The organism is Micromonospora sp. NPDC126480, assembly GCF_040302465.1.
Classification (GTDB): Bacteria; Actinomycetota; Actinomycetes; order Mycobacteriales; family Micromonosporaceae; genus Micromonospora.
This window is the reverse complement of sequence record NZ_JBEORU010000021.1, coordinates 82,461-103,764: the sequence shown is the minus strand read 5'-3', so window position 1 is coordinate 103,764 and position 21,304 is coordinate 82,461. Positions and strand designations below refer to the sequence as shown.

The window sequence follows — 21,304 nt, the reverse complement described above, 5'->3', positions numbered from 1 at the left end:
TGGTGAGGGCATCCAGGCGATAGGCACGGCTGGCTGGCCGGCGTCCGTCCGCCCGATCAGCCGAGGTCGTGCTCGGCCGGGTCGGTGTTGAGGACCCAGGCGAGCGGCATGGTCGCGCGAACGGCGTAGTGTTCGCCGTCCAGTCGGTGCATCGTGACGGTCTGCGCCTGGTCCTGGTCGACCACCCAGTACTGCGGGATGCCCGCGGCGGCGTACTCGCTGCGCTTGGTCACGGTGTCCACGCCCTCGGAGCCGGGAGAGATGATCTCGACGGCCAGGAGCACGTCGGTCACCGGGAGCCAAACGCCGTCGGCCTGGGCCTTGCTCCAGACGACCAGGTCAGGAATGCGGCCGCCGACGCCACCGTGTCGCCCTGGGATGCGGAGCCCGACTGCCTGGGCGATCCGGTCCGCCGGGACACCGCCCTGGGCGAGCCACACCATGAGCCGGGTCGCGATGATGGCATGGGCGTATCCCGGCGGCGGCAGGATCGAGAGGACTCCCTCAGGGCTGATCTCGTACCGGTGGTGTTCGTCCGCGGCCATCATCGCGGTGAGATCATCGAGCGTCACGACCGTGGGCATGTGCCTGCCGACCGCCTCCGAGCTCATGGGCACAGCGTACCGGCCAGCCGCCTGCCTAACCCTTACGCTGACGGGCATGGCGCGCTACGTCATCGACGCCCCCACCTTGCTGCATCTCGTCGACGGCGGTCTTCGCGTCGATCCCAGCCATCGACTGGTGGCGCCGAACTGGATTCGTTCTGAGGCGTTGCAGCTGTTGTTGAGCGAGGTCCGCCGCGGCGAGCGCACCGAACGAGCAGCGCTGGCCGCCCACGAGCGGATCACGGAGCTGAAGATGCGGCTGCTCGGTGACCGGGTGTCGCGGGCCACGGCGTGGCGGATCGCATGCCAGCAGGGGTGGGACACGCTCCGGGACGCGGAGTACCTGGCGATTGCCCGGTTGCAGGCCGACGCCCTGATCACCGTGGACGCGGGTCTGACGGCCAAGGCGACGGACATCGTCCCGGTGGCGCCTCTTGAAGCCCTGCTCGCCGGCGAGTAGCAGCGGCGCGGGGATTAAGAACCCGTAGGGCTGCCGCCGGGGCCGGGCGTAAGAGGGAAGCCGCGGGGGTACGGGGATCGCATGCCGGACGTGGGGGACCTGATCGGAGACCGCTACCGCCTGGCCGATCGGATCGCTGCCGGCGGCATGGGCGAGGTGTGGCGGGCCGTCGACGAGACGCTGAACCGGACCGTGGCGGTCAAGATGCAGCACACCCGGTTCGTGCAGGAGGCCAGCGCCGGCGAGCGGTTCCGGCGTGAGGCGCGGGCGATGGCCGCGCTGCGGCATCCGGGGGTCGCCGAGGTGTACGACTACGGCGAGGCGTCATTGCCCGGCGGCTCGGGGCTCGCGTATATCGTGATGGCGTACGTGCGGGGGCAGGCGCTGTCGGAGCGCATCGCCGAGCTGGGTCGGCTGGGCGTCACCGAGACGCTGTCGATCGTGGCGCAGACCGCCCGCGCCCTGCAGGCCGCCCACGACGTCGGCGTGGTCCACCGCGACGTCAAACCGGGCAACCTGATCATCGAGCCGGACGGGCACGTCGTCCTGGTCGACTTCGGTATCGCGCGCTCGCCGGAGGCGACGGCTCTGACGGCGGCGAACCAGGTGGTGGGCACCGCCCTGTACATGGCGCCGGAACAGCTGTCCACGAAGCCGCTCACCCCGGCCGCCGACATCTACGCCCTGGGGGCGGTGGCATACCACTGCCTCGCCGGGCAGCCGCCGTTCCCCGGTGAGAACGCGGTCGCGGTGGCCCTGCGCCGCCTCGACGAGGAACCGCCCCCGCTGCCCGACGACGTCCCGGCGGGCGTCCGCGATCTGGTCGCCACCGCGATGGCCCGGGACCCCGATCACCGGTTCCCGACGGCCGCGGCCATGGCCGCCACCGCGGCGGCGGTCGCCGGCTCGCCCGGTCCGCCGACGCTCCCCGCGCTCGCGGCGGCGGCACCGGGAGCCGCCCCTACCGCGACGCTGGCACCGGTGCCGGAGCGCCGTCCAGGCCGGGGTATCGGCGGGCGGAAGGCGGTCACGGGCGTCGCGCTGGTTCTGCTGGCGACCGCGGCGGCTGCCGTGGTGCTGGCTGACCGGACCGGATGGTCACCGGACGACCCGTCCGGTGTGCCGTCGCCCTCCGTCGTGACGTCCCGGCCGGACTCCGGCGGGGGTGACCCGGCGGACGACGCGCCCAGCGGGGCGCGGACAGCGGAACCCGATCCGGACCGCAGCGCCGCCCCCGCGGCCGATGTCTCCGAGCCGGCGGCCGAACCGTCGAGCGGACCGCCTGGTGCGACGCCGTCCGTGGCGACCCCTACCTCTGCGGCGCCGACCGCGACGACGGCCGAACCGACGCCGGACTCGACCGGGGAGCCGGACACCGGGTCACCGGACCCGTCGCCGGCGTCCACGTCCTGAACGGATCGGCCGGCTCAGTCGTCGTCCGCGGCGTCCGGGCGGGACTCGCCGGACCAAGCTCGGCCGGGGAGATCCACCTCGACGGACGACGCGGCTTCGGGGCCGACACCATCTGTCCGGTGCGCCGCCCGGTCCGGCGGCAACTGTTCCTGCGGGTCGACGTCCTGGTTCGGCTCCTCCACCGCGTCGTCGCGGTCCCTTCGGTCCTTGGCGGCGGAGGCGGCTTCCCCGATGGCCTCCGACGCGTTCGCCGCGGCCTGTACGGGCAGCCGGTCGTCCGTCTCCTGCCAACCGAGGATGCCGGCCGCCGAGACCAGGACGGCCGCGGCGAGTTCGCCCCCTCGCTGCGCCCCGGCCTGTAACCGCTCGCGCAGTGACGCGTCGTCGGTCGCCGCGCGCTCCTCCGCCCGGTCCAGCGTCCCGGCCGTCCCCTCCGGCCTGTCCGGGCCGGCCGGCGGGTCGTCGTGCTCAAGCGTCCGTTCCGGCCGGTCGCGGTCGGCGCCCCGCTCGGTGCTCGCGGAGCGGTCCTCGTCGTCCGCCCGGCCGGCCACGTTCAGCGGGTCGTCCCAACGCGCAGCCACCGGTCACACCCCTCCGGAGCACTGGAGAACCACCATCGGCCACCGGCAGGCGGCGAAACAGGTGTCAACGGCTTGCGCGAGCCGGTCCGGCCAGGACGGGGCGTCACAGCGGACCCCCACGGCCGTCTCGACCACCGACGGCGTGCGGAGCCCGAAGGCCACCATCCGGCCGGCATCCCGGTCCCGCTGGTCGGCGTCGAACCAGGTGGAGACGGCGGCGAACTGCTCGGCCACGGTACGGCCCGGAACGTCCACACCGTAGCGCCGTGCCCACTCGGGGCTCCGCGCGGAGCGCCCGGCTCCGGGAGCCGCTCGGCTCGCCTCGGCCCGCAGGTCGTCGCGCAGCACCGCCCAGCGGTACGGGTGCGCGAGGAACCAGGGCTCCTGCTCCGCGCAGTGCCCGCCGCCGAACGCCGCCCAGTGCAGCGAGTCGACGACGTGCTTGGCGAGGTCGCCGGGGTCGCAGGAAGCCGACAGCTGTGCCGACCGGGCGGCGACCGCGTCGTCGACCGCGTGCGAGACAGCGCACTCGCGCAGCCGTACCGGCAGCATCCGCAGCACCTGGATCAGGTGCGCGCGGAGGGCCGGGGTGGGCCAGCCGGTGAGGTGCCCCACGACCGCCAGTTCGCCCCACAGTCCCAGCCAGGGCAGGTCCGCCAGCAACAGTTGCGCTCGGCGAATGTCCCGCAGGGTGCAGGGCTCGGCCCGGCACGCGGTGCCGCAGCCGGCACTGCGCCGACCGATGATCGCAGCGGGGTTCGCGGTGGCGGCCGGCGCGGCCGTCTCCCGGTCGGTGCCGTCCGGCACCCGTACGAGCACCGGGTGGTCCATGCCGTCGGTGAAGACCGCACCGACGCCGGGCGGGAGCGTCACGACGAACTCAGACTGGCGGTCGGTGAGGTTGACCGTCGCGCCGACGGCGTCCCGGTCGTCCCGCGCGGGCAACCGGTGGATGACCTTCACCGCGGTGTTCTTGATGACGTCCGGGACAAGCTTCTCCGGGATCTGCTCGGCGATCACCAGGCCTTCCCCGTACGCGCGGATCTCCGCCAGCAGCCCGGCGAACAGCTCCACCGCGTGCGCCGCCGGGCCGGGGCGGACGGTGCGCCGCAGCAGCCGGTGCGCCTCCTCGACGACGCTCAGGTGTCGCAGCGTCGCCCCGGCCGGGGAGTCCTCCCGGCGTGCCCGCACCCGCAGGTGCTCGGTCAGCTGGATGAGCAGGGCACCCATCAGGAACGCCTTGTCCCGGTCGTCACCGATGTCCTCGATCTCGAAGACCACGTTCAAGTCCAGCAGGCGTCCGATGTCGATGGGGTGGCCGCCCTCGAAGAAGCTGCCCGTCGTGCCGAGCCGAAGGCTGGCCAACCGGACCCGGATGAATCCACGGACGTTGTCGGCGACCTCACGGCCGTACCCGATCCGGTCGACCACCTCCTCTGCCACCTGTTGCAGGTCGCCGAGGGTCGGGTAGCGCGGCCGGTGCCCGGGCCGCCGCGGCTCACCGAGGGCCAGGTCCCACCCGAGCTGCTCGTAGGAACGGGTCAGCGCGGCGGCGAGTACCTGCGGGAACGGCTCGTCCGCGTCGAAGGCGGCGACGAACAGGGCGCGGACGAGGTCCGCGTGGGTCTGCAGCGGAAATCCCGGCACCGGCCGCAGCGGGTTGAATCCCGCGGGCGGCGCCGTCGCCTCGCCGGGGCGGACCGCGACGACATCGGCGTTGCGCAGCCGGTTGGCCATCCGCCGGTACTCCGCCTTGGCCGGTTCGATCACCAGCCAGGGAAGCCCCGCCGCGGCGGCCTGTTCGAGCAGGTGCCGCACGGTCTGCGACTTGCCCGCCCCGGTCGCCCCGCAGACGAAGGTGTGCCGGTTGAGGCTGCTCGTCGGTATCCGCAACTCATCGCCGACGTTGCCGTGCCGGTCGAGCACGTCCCCGATCGCCAACGAGTCGGCGCGGGACCCAACGGCCGCCGGGCCGGCGGCGGTCTCCGGGGTGACGTCGAACTCCGACCGGACGGTCATGCGCACTCCGGGCGCCTCCTGCGTCGGCGGGACCGCCAGCGCGGCCACCAGCGACGAGCTGCCGACGAACGAATCGGATCGGGCTGGCTCGCCGGTCACGGGGGCCGGCCCGGCCGGCCGGAGCAGGTCGGTCAGGCCGCCCGAGGCCCGGCCGGGCGCCAGCGCGTACGGCAGACCGTGCAGGTCGACCGATGCGCAGAGCAGGCCCGCCACAGCGGCGGCTGCCTGCGGTGTCGTACCGGCGGCCAGCAGGTCGATCCGCCACCACCCGAGCGTCTCGGCGGCGGCCAGCTCCCGGTGCCGGCGTTCGAGCCGCAGGGCGCGTACCGCCTGGGTGGGCGACGAACTGCGGGCCTTGGCGTCGCGTTCCTGAGCGGCGAGCTGCCGGGCCTGCTCGGCGACCTCGTCGGCGGGGACCGGGTCGGCGAGCAGCAGCCAGGCGAAGGCGCTCGGCCAGACGCCGAGCAGGCCGTCGTCGAGCCGGGGCCGCAGGTCGGTGGTCGGATCCCGGTCGTCGTGCTCCTCGACCAGGGCGTCCGTCGTCGCGGCGATCCGCGTCCAGCAGGGGAGCGCGTCGAGCAACGCGGCCAGACCACCCGCCGGATATTCCAGACCGGCCGAGCCGGCGAAGAGGCTGGATCGGTGCCGGCCGTCAGCGCCCGGGCCCGCGGCGGTGCCGGCGGCCTCCACGGCGCCGCCGGTGAAGACATGCACGTCGCTCTGCCCGCGCGGGCGGCACCAGCCCACCACGACCCGGCCGCCGGTGCCGACTGCCGCCGCGTGGTACGCCGCGACGACAGCGGCCAGCCGGCGGCGTCGGGCCGGATCGCCGCGTGCCCGGTCCGCTGTCCGGGGCAGCTCCACGATCCGGTACGCCGTCGTCCGGTTCAGCCAGTCGGGTACGCCCGGGCGCGGACCGGTCGCAGGCGTCACCGCCAGTCCTCCGGGTAGGGCTCCTCGGCCCACTCGGACTCGTCGTCCGGGTCGGGGCGCGGGCGGCCCCGTTGTCCGGGCACGTTCGGCGCAGTTGCGGCACGCTCGCCGAACCACACGGCCGCCGCCTCCGCCGGGTCCGGCAGCGGCAGGTCCGGCAGTGGACCGGTGGTGACGCGGGGGAGCGAGACGATGTCCGGGTTGCACTCCACGCTGCGTACCGACAGCCCGCCGGTGCCCTGGGTCACCTCGATCAACGCGTAGTCCGGCAGGTCCTGCAGGGTGCGGGGCTCGACCACGTACTCGTACACCCGTTGCTCGCTCTGGGATTCGTTCCAGTTCAAGCTGTCGGCCACCGTCCTGGTGTGGGTCCAGCTCCGGCCGGTGCTGACGTGCCCGATCCATCCGCCACCGCTGGTCTGGTCCGAGAATCCGATGCCGGTGCCCTGCGAATGCGTCTGGCTGCCGCCGAGCGTGCGGGTGAGCTGGCTGAGAACGAGGCTGTGTTGCCGGCCGATGAAGTCGGCCGCGCGCGCGGCCTCCTCGTGGTTGTCCAGGCGCATGAACGCGACCACGTCCGACCCGACGGCGCGGACCGCCGAGTCCCGCAGGTGCCGGAACATCAGGACCAGCCGAACGCCGCGTCGTACGCACAGGTCGGTCAGCCGCTCGATGTGCCGGTGGCTCAGGTCGTCCGCGCCGGCGACGACCAGCGGGCCGACGAACGGCTCGGACGACGCGAGCCGCTGGATCAGCCCCTGGAACACCAACTCCTTGAGCAGTTCCTCTCGTACGTTGTACGCGGCGTTCTGGTAGACGAGGCAGGTCAACCCGGGTCGCCCCAGATCGTGGCGGACGTCTTCCGCCTCGGACGCGGCGAGCAGTTCGCGCAACGGGTACAGATGGGATTCGATCCGCCGCAGGTTCGGGTGGGCCTGGCGCCGGAACTCGTCGGAGAAGAGCGACTCGGCGATGTGCTCCCGCTCGGCTGCGCTCAGCTCCGGGAACTCGCCGGGCTCGTCGAGCAGGACGCCGATGGCCGCGGCGATCCGGTGGATCGTGACGTCCTCGCCGAGTGCCCGGCAGACCGTCGACAGGATCCGGTCGTCCTGGGCGCGGTCGGCGCGCCGGCCGGCGGGGGCGTCGCCGTGCATCGCCTCGACCAGGCAGTCGACCAGACCGCGTCCGTCCGTGCGGGACAGCAGTGTGGTCTCGCCGAGCTGCTCGGGCAGCCGGACGGCGGTGACGTCGACCGGGACCGCCCTGGCCAGCCAGACCAGTTCATGGCAGACGGCCTCGCCGGAGAAGTCGACGAGCGTCATCGCGCCCCGGGTCCGCAGCATCGAGGCGCCCATGACGGTCAGGAGCGCCTCCCAGCCCCAGACGCTGCCGCCGACGACGTCGACCCGGCGGGCCGTCGGCGGCAGGAGCGCCGCTCCCCATTCGAGATAGCCGCTGACCCGTTCCCGCTCCGCGGCGTCGAACTGCTCGCGGTACTCCTCCCACGACGCGCACGCCGCTTCGTAGCGGTGCAGCTGCCGCTCGCGCTCCCGCTGCGGACCCTCCTCGAGGGCGCGACTGTTGGACCAGCTCAGGTAGGCGCCACCGAGCATCACCGCGAGCCCGATCGCGATGATGACGAGCAGGTTGGACGGCCCCTTGCCGACGATTCCGAGGCAGAGGAGGACGACCGTCACGCCGAAGCCGATGCTCACCCATCGCCGCACCCGGTGCCACTTGTCCACGCTCGCTGTCGCGGCGTCGAAGTACACCGCGTCGCGCACGGGTTCGACGGTCGGGTACGGCTCGGGAAAGGCGTGCCGGTAGAGGTTCCGGTCGCGGAAGACCCACCCGAGGCGTTCCCCCTCGACGTAGAGGAAGTCGAGGTATCTCGAGCCGCTCGCGGAATCGCTCATCGTCCCACCCGGTGCGGGGAAACATAGATCGTGGCAAGTGTCTCAAATGGATCATGCGATGGCCATAGCGAACGTCCTCGCCGTCGACGGGGTCCGATCCCTTGCCCCCAGGGCGATCCGTAGCTTACCTTCGCCTTTAAGTCAGACGCTGTAGCTATCCTTCAGCGCACCTTCCGCCATGGAGGGCACCTTGAGAAGACGAGTGCTAGCCGCCCTGACCGCCACCGTCCTCGCTCTGAGCATGGCCAGCCCCGCGAACGCCGCTCCGGAGACCGGATCCACCCAGCAGTGGCGCAGCTACTGGGTCGACGCGTTCAACGAGGGCATCTACACGCCCGCGCAGGTCACCAAGCTCGTGCAGGACGCCAAGAAGATCAACGCCAACGCCCTGATCGTCCAGATCGCCCGGCGCTACGACTGTTTCTGCAACCGGGCGCTCTACCCGCGTACCGACGCGGCCATCGCCCCCGCCCCCTACGACCCCCTGGACGAGGTGATCGCGCAGGGGCACGCGGCGGGCCTGGAGGTGCACGCCTGGGTCAATGTCAACACGATGTGGAACTCGGCCACCCCGCACTCCTCGCCCGAGCACGTCTTCAACAAGCACGGCCGGTCCGCCACCGGCGCCGACCGCTGGCTCAACAAGCGTCACGACGGACTGGAACTGATGGGCGCCAACGCCTACATGGACCCGGCCAACCCGGGCGCGGTCAACTACATCGTCGAGGCGATCCAGAGCATCGTGCGGGAGTACGACGTCGACGGCGTCAACCTCGACTACGTGCGCTACCCCGACTTCAACTCCACCACCACGCACAGCGACTGGGGCTACAGCGAGACCTCGCTGGCCCGCTTCCGCGCCGCCACCGGCCGCACCGACACCCCGCTGCCGTCCGACCCGCAGTTCTCCGACTGGCGGCGCACCCAGATGACCAACCTGGTCCGCAAGATCTACCTCGGCATGTGGGAGGTGGATCCGCGGGCGCGGCTGTCCATGGACGGCATCACCTACGCCTTCGGCCCGCAGACCATGGGCGGCTGGGAGAAGACCCGGCCGTACGCCGAGGTGCTGCAGGACTGGAAGGGCTGGCTGGCCGAGGGGATCATGGACACGGTCGTGGCCATGAACTACAAGCGCGACTGGATGCCCGACCAGAAGCAGATGTACGACGAGTGGACCGAGGTGCTCGCCGACTGGCAGGGCGACCGGCAGGCGGTGATCGGGCCGGCCCTGTACCTCAACGACATCCCGCACAGCGTCGAGCAGGCCCGGCGGGCGCTGACCCCGACCGCCGCGGGTAACACCGCCGCCGGCTGGAGCGGCTACTCGTACGCGAACCCGACCCGGGCCGGGGTCGGTCAGCCGCTGTCGGTCCGCGACGCCGAGCGGGACCGGCTGGCCGAGGCGCTGACCACCGGTCCGGACGCCCTGTTCGCCGACGAGGCGGCGGTGCCGGTGATGCCGTGGAAGGCGACCCCCGACGAGGGGCACGTGTCCGGCCGCCTCGCGCTGGGCACCGGCGCGCCGCTGGACCAGGCGACCGTCACCCTGCGGCCGCTGACCACCGGCGGTGCGCCGATCGTCAGGCGTACCGACGGCGACGGCTGGTTCGGCTTCGTGCACCTGCGGCCCGGGACCTACCTGGTGCAGGTCGACCTGCCCCACCGGGTCGTCGGCCCGCCGGTCGCGGTGGCCCAGGTCCGTGCCGGCACGATCGCGACTGTGGACCTGACCCGGTACGTCAAGCTGTGAGCGATCCGGTTCCCGCCCGTCCGAGATGATCGGACGGGCGGGAACCGCCGCCGTCGGCGGAGCGTTGCGTCGCCGGGGCGGCCGGCACGTGCCCGGGCTCAGGCCTTGCGCAGCGGCCGGAACGCCGCCCGCATCTCGGCGGCGAACAGGTCCGGCTCCTCCCAGGCGGCGAAGTGACCGCCCGTGCCGACCTCGTTGAAGTACGCCAGGCCGGGGAAGACCGCCTCGACCCAACTGCGCGGGGCGGCCCACAGTTCGTCGGGGAACACCGTGAAGCCGACCGGAACCTTGACCGGTGGCGGAGCCTGGCCGGAGGCGCCGGCCGCGGCCACGAACCGCCCGAACTCCCAGTACCAGCGAGCGGACGAGGCGCCGGTTCCGGTCAGCCAGTACAGCGTGATGTTGTCCACGATGGACTCCCGGGTGAGGCCGCCGACCGGCCCGCCGTCGACGAACGCACGGGACATCTTGTAGTAGCTGTCCGTGTCGTGGTCGAGCATCCAGGCCGCCAGCCCGACCGGTGAGTCCAGCAGCGAGTAGCCGATGGTCTGCGGCCGGGTGGACTGCTCCAGGAAGTAGCCGAAGCCGTCGGTCATGAACGCGTTGAGCCGTTCGTGCGCCGTGCGCTCCGGCTCGGACTGCGCCGGAAGCTGGTCCTTGAGGGCGATCGCCCCGGCGAGCAGGTTGACGTGGATGCCGAGCAGCCCGTCGGGACCCTGGCGGCCCATCGCCTCCGTCACGGAGGCGCCCACGTCGCCGCCCTGGGCCACGTAGGCCGAGTAGCCGAGCCGGCTCATCAGCGTCGCCCACGCGCCGGCGATGCGGTTGGAGTCCCAGCCGAGTTCGGTCGGCTCGCCGGAGAAGCCGTAGCCGGGCAGCGACGGCAGCACCAGATGGAAGGCGTCCTCGGGGCCGCCACCGTGCGCGGTGGGGTCGGTCAGCGGGCCGACGATCCCGAGCAGCTCGACGACCGAGCCCGGCCAGCCGTGCGTCATGATCAGCGGCAGGGCGTTCTCGTGCGGCGACCGCACGTGGATGAAGTGGATCTCGACGCCGTCGATGTCCGTCGTGTACTGCGGAAGGGCGTTCAGCCTCGCCTCGCACCCGCGCCAGTCGTGCTCGCTCGTCCAGTAGCGGGCCAGCTCCTGGACCGTGGCCAGCTGCACGCCCTGCGAGCGGTCGGTGACCAGCTCCCGGGAGGGCCAGCGGGTGGCCGCGATCCGGCGGCGCAGGTCGGTGATCGCGTCCTCCGGCGTGTCGAGCCGGTAGGGACGGACGTCCTCGTCGTTGGGCATGCTTCTCCACCTGCCGCGTCGGATCGACCGGCGCCGGGGCGCCGGGCGAGGCTGGCACGCGCCAATCCTCGCACCGGCCCGGCGACCGCCGGACCGGAACGCGATTTCGCGTCCCGGTCCGGCGCGGCCGGTGTCACCGGATCAGGGGCAGGGCCGTCCGGCGCAGACGTCGATGACCTTCCCGGTGAGCAGGAACGTCGCCTTCTGCAGCTGCGCCCCGGGCTGGGCGCGCGGGAACTCGTGCGAGTCCTCGCCGTACTCCGGCCCGAGCGGTGCGAGGTTCGTCGGCGGCGGCGCGTACGCCGCACCGCTGTTCCAGATCACGATCGCCGAGCCGCGGTACGGGTAGGCGCGGATCGGCGCGATCCCCCAGTACGGCCGCACGTCGGTCGACCAACCGTCGGCGAGGGCGGGGGTGTGCAGGCGGGCGCCGATGGTGCGCGCCTGCACCTCGGCCGCGGCGGGGGAGACCTGCTGGTCGCCGAAGGCCACGTGCATCAGCACCTGGTGCGCCGGCGTCCGCGGCAACGGCCGGTCGGTCATGTGCTGGGCGTACCCGTTGGCCTCGGACCGGTCCCACAGCATCTGCAGCAGCGCGAAGATCAGCTGCTGATCGACCGTGTCCGGGTAGTACCCGTCCATGATCTGCTGGAAGGGCGCGAAGTCCACGCTGCGTTGCAGCAGCGTGGAGTAGTTCATCGCCGGCACGCCGAGCACCGAGCGGGTCCAGTCCTGGGCGATGGCGGTGAGCGCGCCGCCGTTGATGCCGCCCTGGCTGTTGCCGTCGTAGTGCAACCCGCCCGCCAGGTCGATGAGCGGCCGGCCCGCGGCGTCCTGGAACGCCGGGTCGGCGGCGAACCCGCCCCGGTGGATCATCGTCCGGCCCAGGAAGAGGAAGTTCAGGAAGCTCTGCTGCAGCCGGTCGGCCACCGCGGGGAAGGCGCTGAGGTCGGTGAAGGCGCCGGCCACGAACGGTACGTCGGCGGCGGCCATCCCGATCCAGCTGGTGGCGCAGAAGGTGAAGTTGTACGTGGCCGACATGGTCTTGACGTTGCCGGCGTTGATCTCGGTCGGCCGGCCGAGCAGGCCGTGGCCGTACAGGGAGAGGTGCGCCGGATCGGCGGCCGAGGCGCTGCGCGGGATGTTGCAGACGAAGTCCGCCTTCAGCGTCGCGCCGGACGGTGTGGGCCGCGCGTCGGCCCACGCCGGCGTTCCGTCGCCGCCGGCCGGTCCGTAGTGCAGCCGCGAGCCGGGTCCACCGCCGCCGGTCAGGTAGGACGGCACGTCGACGGTGCCGGTCACCTGCCGGGCGATCCGCGCGTCCTGCTGCTCCGGGTAGTCGGTCACGGCTGTGACGGTGAACGACGGTGCCGCCCTGCCCAGCGTGGCGAACGCGCTGTCGCGGACCGCCAGCATCCGCCCGGTCAGGCCCTGCCGGCTGGCGACCGTGAAGTCCCAGGCGAGGTGGAGGCTGTGCCGCTTGACGCCGACCCGGGTCAGGTCGGCGAGGATCCGCTTCATCTGCGGGACCCGCCGGTCGCGTGGGCCGAGGCCGCCACCGGTGACGTACGAGCGGAAGGCGGCCGGTGCCGGGATCAGTTCGCCGTCCCGGTCGCGCATGCCGCGCAGGCCGACGACGTACCGGGTGCCCTCGGCCAGCGCCACGGCCGGCCGGATGATGAGCAGCTGCCGGTCGGGCTGGCCGGCGGCGTGCGCGTCCAGCTCGGCCCAGTACGGGGTGCGCTTGCCGGTCGCCGTGTCGAGCAGCACGATCGGCGCGTCCGGCGCCAGTGATCGGCCGATGTCGGTGACCGGGGCGATCCCGGTGGCCGCGGCGTCGAGGCCGGGCACGTGCACCAGGATCGGCGAGCCGGGGCTGAACCCGTCCTGCCGGTTCCATTCGGCCGGGTCGATCGGGACGCCCTGCACGTTGGCCGGCATCGAGGAGGCCGTGAACCGCACCCGCTTGCCGGTCGGGCTGGTCCGGTCGGGCACGGTGAAGTAGTCGTTCGGGAACGGCAGCAGGCAGGCCGCCGTGCCGATCGGGTCGCAGGGGCCGGGGGCGGGCGGTCGCGGTGCGGGCGGTCCGGCGGCGGCCGCGGTGGCGAGCAGCACCGCGCCGGCGGTCACCAGCACGGACACGGCGAGGCGGAGCCGTCTGGGGGTGGTCACGGGCATCTCCTTCGACGGTGGACTAAGTGGACGGGTCCACGGAGCCGAGGCTGAGGGGGAAGGGGCCGAGAGGGGACGTGAGATTTCTTCCTACGCCGACCACGGGGTCTGGGCAAGGGTCCGGCCGCCTTCGCGGCGAGGTGTGAGCGGTGAGCAGTAGGCTGGCCCTTACCTGAGAAACGCCGGGTTCGACGGCGTCCCGACCGAGCAGGAACAGAGACGATGCCGAAGGCCTACTGGATCAACACCTTCCGGTCCATCAAGGACCAGGACAAGCTGGCCGCGTACATCGAGCTGGCCGGGCCGGCGATGCGGGCCGCCGGCGGCACCTTCCTGGCCCGCGGTCTGCCGTCGGCCGCGTTCGAGTCCGGCGTGGTGGAGCGCACGACGCTCATCGAGTTCGACAGCGTCGAGGCGGCGGTCGCCGCGTACGAGAGCCCGGCGTACCAGGAGGCGCTGCGCGCCCTCGACGACGGCGCCGAACGCGACCTGCGCATCATTGAAGCCGCGTCCTGACACCCACCCCTCGGCGGCCGAGCGGCGGAGCGCGGCGATGTCGGCTCAGGCGCCGTGGGCGAACAGGGCCAGGCGTACCCGGTTGGGGCTGCCGGTCTTCGCCATCAGGCTGGTGATGTGGGTCTTGACCGTGGTGACGCCGATGTGCAGCCGCTCGGCGATCTCGGTGTTGGACAGGCCCTCGGCGACGAGGTCGAGGACCTCCCGCTCGCGGGCCGTCAGCCCGTCGACCGGCCGGGGCGTCCCGGCCCGGGCGTGCACCGCGCGCTGCACCAGGCGGCGCAGCACGTCGGTGCTGAACGGGCTGTCCCCGGCGGCGGCCCGGCGTACGCCGTCCAGCAGGTCAGTGGGCGGGGCGTCCTTCAGGAGGAAGCCGCACGCGCCGGCGGCCAGCGCCGGATAGAGATGGTCGTCGTCGCCGAAGGTGGTCAGCACCACGACCCGGGTGCCGGGCCGCTCGGCGAGGATGCGGCTGGTCGCGGTGATCCCGTCGACGCCCGGCATGCGCAGGTCCATCACGACGACGTCGGGGACGAGCCGCGCGGCGAGCGAGATCGCCTCGCGGCCGTTGTCGGCCTCGCCGACGACCTCGATGTCGGGCTGGTCCTCGCAGAGCATGCGCAGGCCCGCGCGGATCAGGTGCTGGTCGTCGACCAGCAGGACGCGGATCACGCCGACCCCGCCGGGCCGAGCGGGCCCACCGGGCCGAGCGGTCCGACCGGGCCCGCCGGCTCCGGCGGCGGCGAGGGCGCCGGCACGGCGGCGGGAGGCGCCGGCAGGACGGTACGCACCCGCCAGCCCGAGCCCGCCGGGCCAACCTCCAACCGGCCACCGAGCACCTCGACGCGCTCCCGCATCCCGGTGATGCCGTGGCCGCCGCCGGACGGCAGCGCCGCCGGCACCCGGCCCCGCCCGTCGTCCTCCACCGACAAGTGCACGGCCCCGCCGATCACCCGGACCGACAGGCGGGCCAGCGTGGCGGTGCCGGCGTGCTTGGCCACGTTGGTCAGCGCCTCCTGGGTCAGCCGCAGCACCGCCAGACCCCGCACCGCGTCGAGCGACACGATCGCCGGGTCGATGTCGGCCTCCACGGTGACGCCGGCCTGCCGGGCGCGGTCGACCGCCGCGCCCAGCGCCGCCGGAAGCGCCGACGGCTCGATCGCGGTCAGCGCCGCGTCGCCGCGTACCCCGTCGGGGTCGCGCAGGACCGCGACCAGCCGGCGCAGGTCGGCCAGCGCCACCGTGCCCGTGCCGTGCACGTCGTCGAACACCTCGCCCACCCGGGGATCCAGATCGGTCAGCACGTGCCGGGCCACCCCGACCCGCAGCACCATGGACGCCACGTGGTGGGCGACCACGTCGTGCAGTTCGCGGGCGATCGCGCTGCGCTCGTCGGCGCGCGCGGCCCGGCTCTCCGACTCGCGCCGCCGCCGCTCCGCCGCCGCCCGCTCCTCGGCCTGCCGGGCCAGCTCCCGGGTGGTCCGGATGACCAGGCCGAGCAGCAGCGGGACGCCGACCTCCAGTTGCAGGCCGAAGACGCCGGAGAGGACCCGGGGAAGCGGGTCGCCGATCGAGTCGGTCAGGTCGACCGCGGCCAGCAGGCCGGCGGCCGACCAGATCGTCCGCCGACGGTCCGCCCGCATGGTCAGCTCGAACAACGCCCAACTGGCCCCCACCTGGTTGATCGTGAGGTCGTCGAGCAGGCAGATCGCCACCGCCAGCAGCGCCACCTGCACGAGCAGGTTGACCAGGATCCGGCGGTGGAACACCAGCCCGGCGGCGAACGCGATCACCGCGAGGACCCACTGCGTGCCGGTCGCCGAGACACCGCTGTGGCCACTGAGGACCAGGTAGCCGACGCCGCTGAGGTCGAGCAGGAGCATCCGTACGAGGCTGTCGCGCGCGTCGAACAGCCGGGCCACCCAACCCACGGGATCAGCCTAGGCGGTGCGGGCCGCGGGTACGAGTGCCCGCCGGCCCGCCCGGTGCGGCGGTCACGCCACCAGCTCCACGGCCGGGCGACGCCGGATCACGACCAGGCCCGCGGCGGCCACGGTCGCCGCCACGAGGGCCGCCGCGGCGGTCACGGTGAGCGCGTCCGGCCGCAGCAGCGGCTGCCCGCGCAGCGCCTGCGCGGTGACCAGCAGCGTCAGCCCACCGTACGCGGCACCCGCGACGAGCAGCAGCCGCGCCTGGGTACGCGGGTCCAGCCGGGTACCGGCGAACCGCCGTAGCAGGATCGCCAGCAGCGGCAGCGCCTGCAACGCGTGCATCCCCACGAAGTGCCCGATCCGCAGGTCCCCGCCGGTGGTGCTCCAGCCCACCAGCGGCAGTCCCGGCCCGCCGTCGGCCACGCCGACGCTGTGCGCCCCGGCGATCCCCTCGACACCCGGATCCTGGCCGGGCAGCACCATCGGCAGCGCCACCAGCATGCCGAGCAGCGTGAGCCCGAGCCCCAGTCCGGTCGCGTACCGGGCGGCCCGGTCGGCCATCGGCTGGCGCACCACGACGATCCCGATGACGACGTGCGCGGCGAACAGCACCATGATCGCCGCACCCATCAGCTGCCACAGGACGGCGTTCAACGGGGAGGTCTCGTTGTAGTGGCTGGCCGTGCCGCGCAGCACCTGCCCGACGATGATCATCATCTCGACCACCCCCATCGCGACGACGACCGTCGCCGCCCGCTCCGCGATCCGGCTGCGGCGTGGCAGCAGCGAGAGCATCCAGGCCAGGGTGATGCCGTACAGCACGAAGGACACCGAGAACTTGAGGGGCTTGAGCCAGATCGGTACGCCGGTGAGCACCCGCGGGTCGGTGACCACACCGATCGCGGAGACGACGGCGAGCACCGCCATCGCCGCAACGAAGACCATCAGTGGGCGGTGCCAGTGTCCCGCCCGGCGCAGTGCAGTAGTCATACCTGCAGGCTGGTGCGCCGGCGGGCGCGGTGCGCCCGACCTCCGGCCCCGGTCGCGGCCGACGGTCGGAGCGCGCCTCCTACCCGGGTAGGAGCTGGTCTTGTCGTACCTCGGGACTAAGACTGGCCGGGACCGATGAGTTTCGAGGTCGCGGAGGGTCTGTCCCGCCGTACCGTCGACACAGCGAAGGGATGAGAAGATGAGCGGCGTACGTGTGCTGGTGGGCACCCGCAAGGGCGCGTTCACATTGACGTCCGACGGCCGACGCGAGAACTGGACGGTCGACGGGCCACACTTCGGCGGCTGGGAGATCTACCACCTGACCGGGTCGCCGGTCGACCCGGACCGGCTCTACGCGTCCCAGTCCGGCGGCTGGTTCGGGCAGCTCATCCAGCGCTCGGACGATGGCGGCCGCACGTGGAATCCGGTCGGCAACGACTTCGCCTACGCGGGCGAGGTGGGCCAACACCTGTGGTACGACGGCACGCCGCGCCCGTGGGAGTTCAAGCGGATCTGGCACCTCGAGCCGTCCCGCCACGACCCCGACACGGTGTACGCCGGTGCCGAGGACGCCGCCCTCTACGTGTCCAACGACGGCGGCCAGAAGTGGACGGAGCTGACCGCGCTGCGTACCCACCCGACCGGTCCGACGTGGCAGCCCGGCGCCGGCGGCATGTGCCTGCACACGATCATCCTGGATCCGGTCCACAAGGACCGGATCTACGTGGCCGTCTCGGCGGCGGGCGCGTTCCGCAGCGACGACGGCGGCGCCAGCTGGCTGCCGATCAACAAGGGCCTGCGTTCGGGTGAGATCCCCGACCAGGACGCGGAGGTCGGGCACTGCGTGCACCACATCGCCCAGCACCCGTCCCGGCCGGACACCCTCTTCATGCAGAAGCACTGGGACGTGATGCGCAGCGACGACGCCGGCGGCAACTGGCGCGAGGTCAGTGGCGACCTCCCGTCGGACTTCGGCTTCCCGATCGCCGTGCACGCGCACGAGCCGGAGACCGTCTACGTCGTCCCGATCAAGAGCGACTCCGAGCACTACCCGCCGGAGGGGAAGCTGCGCGTCTACCGCAGCCGGACGGGTGGCGAGAGCTGGGAGCCGCTCACCGACGGCCTGCCGCAGTCGCACTGCTACGTCAACGTGCTGCGCGACGCGATGGCCGTCGACACGCTCGACCCGTGCGGGATCTACTTCGGCACCACCGGCGGCCAGGTCTACCGGTCGGCCGACGGCGGTGACAGCTGGGCGCCGATCGTCCGCGATCTGCCGCCCGTGCTCTCCGTGGAAGTCCAGGTGCTGCCGTGATCCGGGTCGTCCTCCCGGCCCACCTGAAGAACCTGGCCCACGTGCACGGTGAGGTCCGGCTCGAGCTGCCCGGGCCGGCGACCCAGCGCTCCGTGCTGGACACCCTGGAGCAGCGGTATCCGATGCTCCTCGGCACGATTCGTGACCGCCACACCGGCAAGCGCCGTGCGTTCGTCCGGTTCTACGCCTGTGAGCAGGACCTGTCCAACGACTCACCCGACACGCCGCTGCCCGAGGAGGTCGTCGCCGGCAAGGAGCCGTTCATCATTCTGGGGGCGATGGCCGGGGGATAGCTCGCGCCCTGGCTGGGGAAGGTTTGTGCCCTGGCTGCCATGTGCCGGCAGGGTGCGCAGGTGGTAGCTTCCGGGTGCCGCTTTGGAGCTGATGTCGTCGACGCATCAGCCGTCCCGGCGCGCGCTGCTCTCCCTATCGGCCGCCGTGCCGGCTGCGGCCCGTGGAGCTGCACCGCCGGTGGAACCACCTCGCTCACAGGCGTGCGGCGGCCAGACGCAGCCCGAGCGCGATGAGCGCAACCCCGGTGACGGCGTCGATCGTCCGGCGTACCACTGGCCGGTCGAGCCGTCGCCGCATCGCGGCCACCAGGTTGGCCACGCCGACAAACCACAGCAGGGCGACGGCCGCGGCAACCGCGGCCAACACCGCCGCGTCCAGTGCCGTCGCGTCGGCGGCGAGGAACTGCGGCATCAGCGCGACGAAGAAGACGGCCGCCTTCGGGTTGAGGATGTTGCACAGCAACCCCTGCCGGAACGCGGCCCGGATGGTCGTACCGCTCCCGGCGGCGGCGCCGTCGGCTGCCCCGCCACCGCCTCGTGTCGCGGCGACCAGCGCCCGTACGCCGAGCCAGGCGAGGTACGCCGCGCCAACCACCTTGACGACCGTGAAGGCGACCGCCGAGGCCGCCAGCAGCGTGGCCACCCCGGTCGCGGCGGCCACCGCCCAGACGAAGACGCCGACGGCGATCCCCGCCGCGGTGGCCATCCCGCGCGTACGGCCCGAGGCGGCTGCCTGCCGTACGACGATCGCGAAGTCCGGGCCGGGGGAGAGCGCACCCACCGCCATGACCGCCGCGTACGCGACCACCTCGCCAACGCTGACAGTCATCGGCCCTACGTCGGCTCGCCAGGTTCGGGCAGCGCCGCTACGTGGGTAGCGTCAACCAGTTCCTGCAGGTGCCGAAGGACATCCGCCTTCTGGTCGGTATCCGGCAGGTCCTTCTCACCGGCTGCCACCAGACCGCTGCGCACATGGCCGACGATCTCCCGCTGAACGGCTTCCGGCATGTCGTTGAGCCACAGCGACCCGAGGTTGTTGTCGACGATCTCCTGTATGCGGCCGGCAGCCTGCCGGTCGGAAAGGCGCGAGATCAGGAACTCCAACGTCCAGTCGAACAGCGCTCCCGACACGCTCCAGTCGACGCCGGGTCTGAGCACGATGAGGCCAGCCATCACTTTCCTACTATGAAGACGCGCGGACCCAGGCTGCGATCCGCTATGAACTTCTCGATTATCCCGGTCTGCTCGGCCGAGAACTTCGACACGTCGACCGGTACCAGGTCGGCTTTGTCCAGGTGTCGCTCAATCTGGTACTGAAGTTGGGGCCACTGCCGTTCGAAGAACTGGCTTGGGAAGTTGCCCACAGCGTCATAGGTGCGACCGGTGGCGTCCACCCAGTCGGCGGAGGACTCCGCCGGAGCACGAGTTAGTCGTACGCCCAGTTCTTGCTCAATTCTCACGGCCGTTTCAGCCTCCCCTGGACGGAATCTGCCGGTCGCCGGATCCATGCCGAGTTCACGTATGCGTTGCTCCTCCGCCGGTGAGTGCGGCGTCGGTTCGCGAGGCACCTCCGGATCCCGCGGTCCGCTGCTCCCACCCGAGGACGTCCGGGACCGGAGGCGGCTGAGGATCTGCTTGAGTTTCTCGATGAGGTTGCCGAGGCGGCGGACCTCGGGGATGAGGCGGCGAAGGCTGGTGAGCAGCCCGCGCAGCAGCTTCGCGATCCGGGCCGCCCACGCGGCCACCAGCGTCGTGACCTGCTCGGCCACGAGTGGCGCGGCCAGGCCGCCGGTGGCGACGAGTTCGGCGGCGTACACGACCAGTCGGGAGACGCAGGTGGCGATGGCGTCGCGGACCAGCAGCCGGACGGCGGCGACCAGGCCGGCGCTGCCCTCGGTGATCGCGGCCATCGCCTCGGCGCCCTCGGCGAGGCCGGTGACGGCCTGCTGTTGCTCGGCGGCCCACGTCCGGTACGCGGGGCTGGCGCTGCCGCCCCAGCCGGCGACGTCCGTGCGTACCGCGCGGGCCAGCGCGGCGGCCTCGTCGCGGAGGGACGCGGCGACGTTGCGCCAGGTCTGGGCGTACGCGGTGATCTGCGCCGGGTCGCCGGCGAGCCAGTCGAGGGCCTCGCTGAGCGGCCGGACGTGCTCGATGAGCCAGGCGATGCCGTACTGGAGCAGGGCGCCGGCCGGGTCGGAGACCAGGGCGAGCGCGTCCAGACCGGCGCTGACCACGCCGAGGCTGCCGTCGATCCAGCTGCCGGTGCGGATGCCCTGGGCGATGAGTTCGATGTCCTCGCAGATCCACACCCCCGCCCACGGGCTCGGGGCGGTGCCGGACGCGGTGGCGACGAGTGGGTTGGCCGTCACGGCCCGCGCCCGGCCCGGCGCAACTGTCGTGCGGCGCGGTCGTCGGCGGCCCGGTAGCGGTCGGCGCCGGTACGCAGCCGACCGGCGGTGTCGCGGACGGACCCGGCGGCGGCGCCGACACCGTCGACAAGCATCCGTTGCAGGCCGTCGAGCAGCGTGGGCAGGACGGCGCACAACTGTCCGTACGCGTCGGCGCTCAACCGGACGTGCTGCCCCGCCTGCCGCGCGGTGTCGATGCCGTGCGCGTGGCGGTCGAGGCGGGCGGCGTGGGCGGTCAGGTCGTCCGGGTCGACCTGGATGCCGTCACCGGCCGGCATCCTGGGTGCCCAGCCGGCGCCGGTAGGAGTCGACGACGGCCCGGGCCGCCGGGTCGGCGTCGCCGAGCGTCTCCGTGGCCGCGGCGGAGACCTGCCCGAGGAGGTCGGCCTGTGCGGCCCGGACGGCTGCGAGGACCTGCTCGGCGGTGCGGGCCGCCGACCGCTGCCGGATGCGTTCGTCGAGCCGGAGGCCGCACAGGCAGCCGGCGGAGTCGACGGTGACCTCGACGAGCCGGTCCGGGCTGTGCGCGGCGCCGGTCAGCGCCTGCACCCGCATCGACAGCGCCTTCGCCCTCGCCGCGCGGTCGGCGATTGTGGACTCCCACTCGTCGAGCCGACGCGTCGCCGAGTCGAGCGCTGCCTCGTCTGTCCACACGTGACTCTCCCCACCGGACACCGCCGCAACGTTACCAACCGACCGCGCTC

At 72.8% G+C, this 21,304-nt stretch carries 20 protein-coding genes; 6 read left to right on the top strand and 14 right to left on the bottom strand.

What is annotated here, in order from left to right; all coding sequences use genetic code 11:
* Nucleotides 1-56: 56 nt before the first annotated feature.
* Nucleotides 57-611, bottom strand: a complete 555-nt coding sequence (locus tag ABTW87_RS20120) for a Uma2 family endonuclease (RefSeq protein WP_350652359.1) — start codon at nucleotides 609-611, stop codon at nucleotides 57-59.
* A 49-nt stretch (nucleotides 612-660) separates the two neighbouring features.
* Between ABTW87_RS20120 and ABTW87_RS20115 the strand changes: the two genes are divergently transcribed.
* Both ABTW87_RS20115 and ABTW87_RS20110 read left to right on the top strand, forming a co-directional pair.
* On the top strand, nucleotides 661-1,065 hold the full coding sequence (locus ABTW87_RS20115; RefSeq protein ID WP_350652358.1) for a type II toxin-antitoxin system VapC family toxin: 405 nt from the start codon (nucleotides 661-663) through the stop codon (nucleotides 1,063-1,065).
* Between the two features lie 81 nt (nucleotides 1,066-1,146).
* Nucleotides 1,147-2,478, top strand: a complete 1,332-nt coding sequence (locus tag ABTW87_RS20110) for a serine/threonine-protein kinase (protein WP_350652357.1) — start codon at nucleotides 1,147-1,149, stop codon at nucleotides 2,476-2,478.
* A 14-nt stretch (nucleotides 2,479-2,492) separates the two neighbouring features.
* Here ABTW87_RS20110 and ABTW87_RS20105 read toward each other — a convergent pair whose 3' ends face one another.
* The 3 genes from ABTW87_RS20105 to ABTW87_RS20095 are packed head-to-tail and all read right to left on the bottom strand — an operon-like array spanning nucleotide 2,493 to nucleotide 7,927.
* Entirely contained in the window at nucleotides 2,493-3,059 is a 567-nt protein-coding gene (locus ABTW87_RS20105) for a hypothetical protein (protein ID WP_350652356.1), read from the bottom strand.
* Between the two features lie 3 nt (nucleotides 3,060-3,062).
* Complete coding sequence (locus tag ABTW87_RS20100) at nucleotides 3,063-6,011, bottom strand: ATP-binding protein (protein WP_350652355.1); 2,949 nt, start codon at nucleotides 6,009-6,011, stop codon at nucleotides 3,063-3,065.
* Nucleotides 6,008-7,927 carry a hypothetical protein gene (locus ABTW87_RS20095; protein ID WP_350652354.1) on the bottom strand — a complete coding sequence of 640 codons (1,920 nt, stop codon included), beginning with the start codon at nucleotides 7,925-7,927 and terminating at the stop codon, nucleotides 6,008-6,010. The genes ABTW87_RS20100 and ABTW87_RS20095 overlap by 4 nt, the downstream gene beginning before the upstream one ends.
* A gap of 190 nt (nucleotides 7,928-8,117) precedes the next feature.
* Between ABTW87_RS20095 and ABTW87_RS20090 the strand changes: the two genes are divergently transcribed.
* The gene (locus ABTW87_RS20090) at nucleotides 8,118-9,680 is read left to right on the top strand and encodes a family 10 glycosylhydrolase (protein WP_350652353.1); all 1,563 of its coding nucleotides are present in this window, start codon (nucleotides 8,118-8,120) and stop codon (nucleotides 9,678-9,680) included.
* 98 nt (nucleotides 9,681-9,778) lie between these two features.
* Here the strand turns inward: ABTW87_RS20090 and ABTW87_RS20085 are convergent, their stop codons facing one another.
* Together ABTW87_RS20085 and ABTW87_RS20080 are read right to left on the bottom strand one after the other, a co-directional pair.
* Nucleotides 9,779-10,975: an epoxide hydrolase family protein gene (locus ABTW87_RS20085; protein WP_350652352.1), complete on the bottom strand. Its 1,197-nt coding sequence runs from the start codon at nucleotides 10,973-10,975 to the stop codon at nucleotides 9,779-9,781.
* Between the two features lie 141 nt (nucleotides 10,976-11,116).
* Nucleotides 11,117-13,153 (bottom strand): hypothetical protein, encoded by a 2,037-nt coding sequence (locus ABTW87_RS20080; protein WP_350652351.1) that lies wholly within the window; start codon nucleotides 13,151-13,153, stop codon nucleotides 11,117-11,119.
* 216 nt (nucleotides 13,154-13,369) lie between these two features.
* Here ABTW87_RS20080 and ABTW87_RS20075 point away from each other — a divergent pair, with 216 nt between their 5' ends.
* Nucleotides 13,370-13,663 (top strand): DUF1330 domain-containing protein, encoded by a 294-nt coding sequence (locus tag ABTW87_RS20075; RefSeq protein WP_350652350.1) that lies wholly within the window; start codon nucleotides 13,370-13,372, stop codon nucleotides 13,661-13,663.
* A gap of 45 nt (nucleotides 13,664-13,708) precedes the next feature.
* Here ABTW87_RS20075 and ABTW87_RS20070 read toward each other — a convergent pair whose 3' ends face one another.
* The 3 genes from ABTW87_RS20070 to ABTW87_RS20060 form a co-directional block, all read right to left on the bottom strand.
* Entirely contained in the window at nucleotides 13,709-14,335 is a 627-nt protein-coding gene (locus tag ABTW87_RS20070; protein ID WP_350652349.1) for a response regulator, read from the bottom strand.
* Nucleotides 14,332-15,594, bottom strand: a complete 1,263-nt coding sequence (locus ABTW87_RS20065; RefSeq protein WP_350652348.1) for a sensor histidine kinase — start codon at nucleotides 15,592-15,594, stop codon at nucleotides 14,332-14,334. Before ABTW87_RS20065 ends, ABTW87_RS20070 begins: the two co-directional genes overlap by 4 nt.
* 63 nt (nucleotides 15,595-15,657) lie before the next feature.
* Complete coding sequence (locus ABTW87_RS20060; protein WP_350652347.1) at nucleotides 15,658-16,584, bottom strand: hypothetical protein; 927 nt, start codon at nucleotides 16,582-16,584, stop codon at nucleotides 15,658-15,660.
* A gap of 199 nt (nucleotides 16,585-16,783) precedes the next feature.
* Here ABTW87_RS20060 and ABTW87_RS20055 point away from each other — a divergent pair, with 199 nt between their 5' ends.
* Together ABTW87_RS20055 and ABTW87_RS20050 are read left to right on the top strand one after the other, a co-directional pair.
* Nucleotides 16,784-17,899 (top strand): WD40/YVTN/BNR-like repeat-containing protein, encoded by a 1,116-nt coding sequence (locus ABTW87_RS20055; protein WP_350652346.1) that lies wholly within the window; start codon nucleotides 16,784-16,786, stop codon nucleotides 17,897-17,899.
* Nucleotides 17,896-18,192 (top strand): MoaD/ThiS family protein, encoded by a 297-nt coding sequence (locus ABTW87_RS20050; RefSeq protein ID WP_350652345.1) that lies wholly within the window; start codon nucleotides 17,896-17,898, stop codon nucleotides 18,190-18,192. The genes ABTW87_RS20055 and ABTW87_RS20050 overlap by 4 nt, the downstream gene beginning before the upstream one ends.
* Nucleotides 18,193-18,385: 193 nt before the next feature.
* Here the strand turns inward: ABTW87_RS20050 and ABTW87_RS20045 are convergent, their stop codons facing one another.
* The 5 genes from ABTW87_RS20045 to ABTW87_RS20025 are packed head-to-tail and all read right to left on the bottom strand — an operon-like array spanning nucleotide 18,386 to nucleotide 21,254.
* Complete coding sequence (locus ABTW87_RS20045; RefSeq protein WP_350652344.1) at nucleotides 18,386-19,021, bottom strand: LysE family transporter; 636 nt, start codon at nucleotides 19,019-19,021, stop codon at nucleotides 18,386-18,388.
* Nucleotides 19,022-19,026: 5 nt separating this feature from the next.
* Nucleotides 19,027-19,365 (bottom strand): hypothetical protein, encoded by a 339-nt coding sequence (locus tag ABTW87_RS20040; RefSeq protein ID WP_350652343.1) that lies wholly within the window; start codon nucleotides 19,363-19,365, stop codon nucleotides 19,027-19,029.
* Nucleotides 19,365-20,561 carry a WXG100 family type VII secretion target gene (locus ABTW87_RS20035; RefSeq protein WP_350652342.1) on the bottom strand — a complete coding sequence of 399 codons (1,197 nt, stop codon included), beginning with the start codon at nucleotides 20,559-20,561 and terminating at the stop codon, nucleotides 19,365-19,367. The genes ABTW87_RS20040 and ABTW87_RS20035 overlap by 1 nt, the downstream gene beginning before the upstream one ends.
* Complete coding sequence (locus ABTW87_RS20030; protein ID WP_350652341.1) at nucleotides 20,558-20,878, bottom strand: type VII secretion target; 321 nt, start codon at nucleotides 20,876-20,878, stop codon at nucleotides 20,558-20,560. The genes ABTW87_RS20035 and ABTW87_RS20030 overlap by 4 nt, the downstream gene beginning before the upstream one ends.
* Nucleotides 20,865-21,254: a YbaB/EbfC family nucleoid-associated protein gene (locus ABTW87_RS20025; RefSeq protein WP_350652340.1), complete on the bottom strand. Its 390-nt coding sequence runs from the start codon at nucleotides 21,252-21,254 to the stop codon at nucleotides 20,865-20,867. Before ABTW87_RS20025 ends, ABTW87_RS20030 begins: the two co-directional genes overlap by 14 nt.
* Between the last annotated feature and the right edge of the window lie 50 nt (nucleotides 21,255-21,304).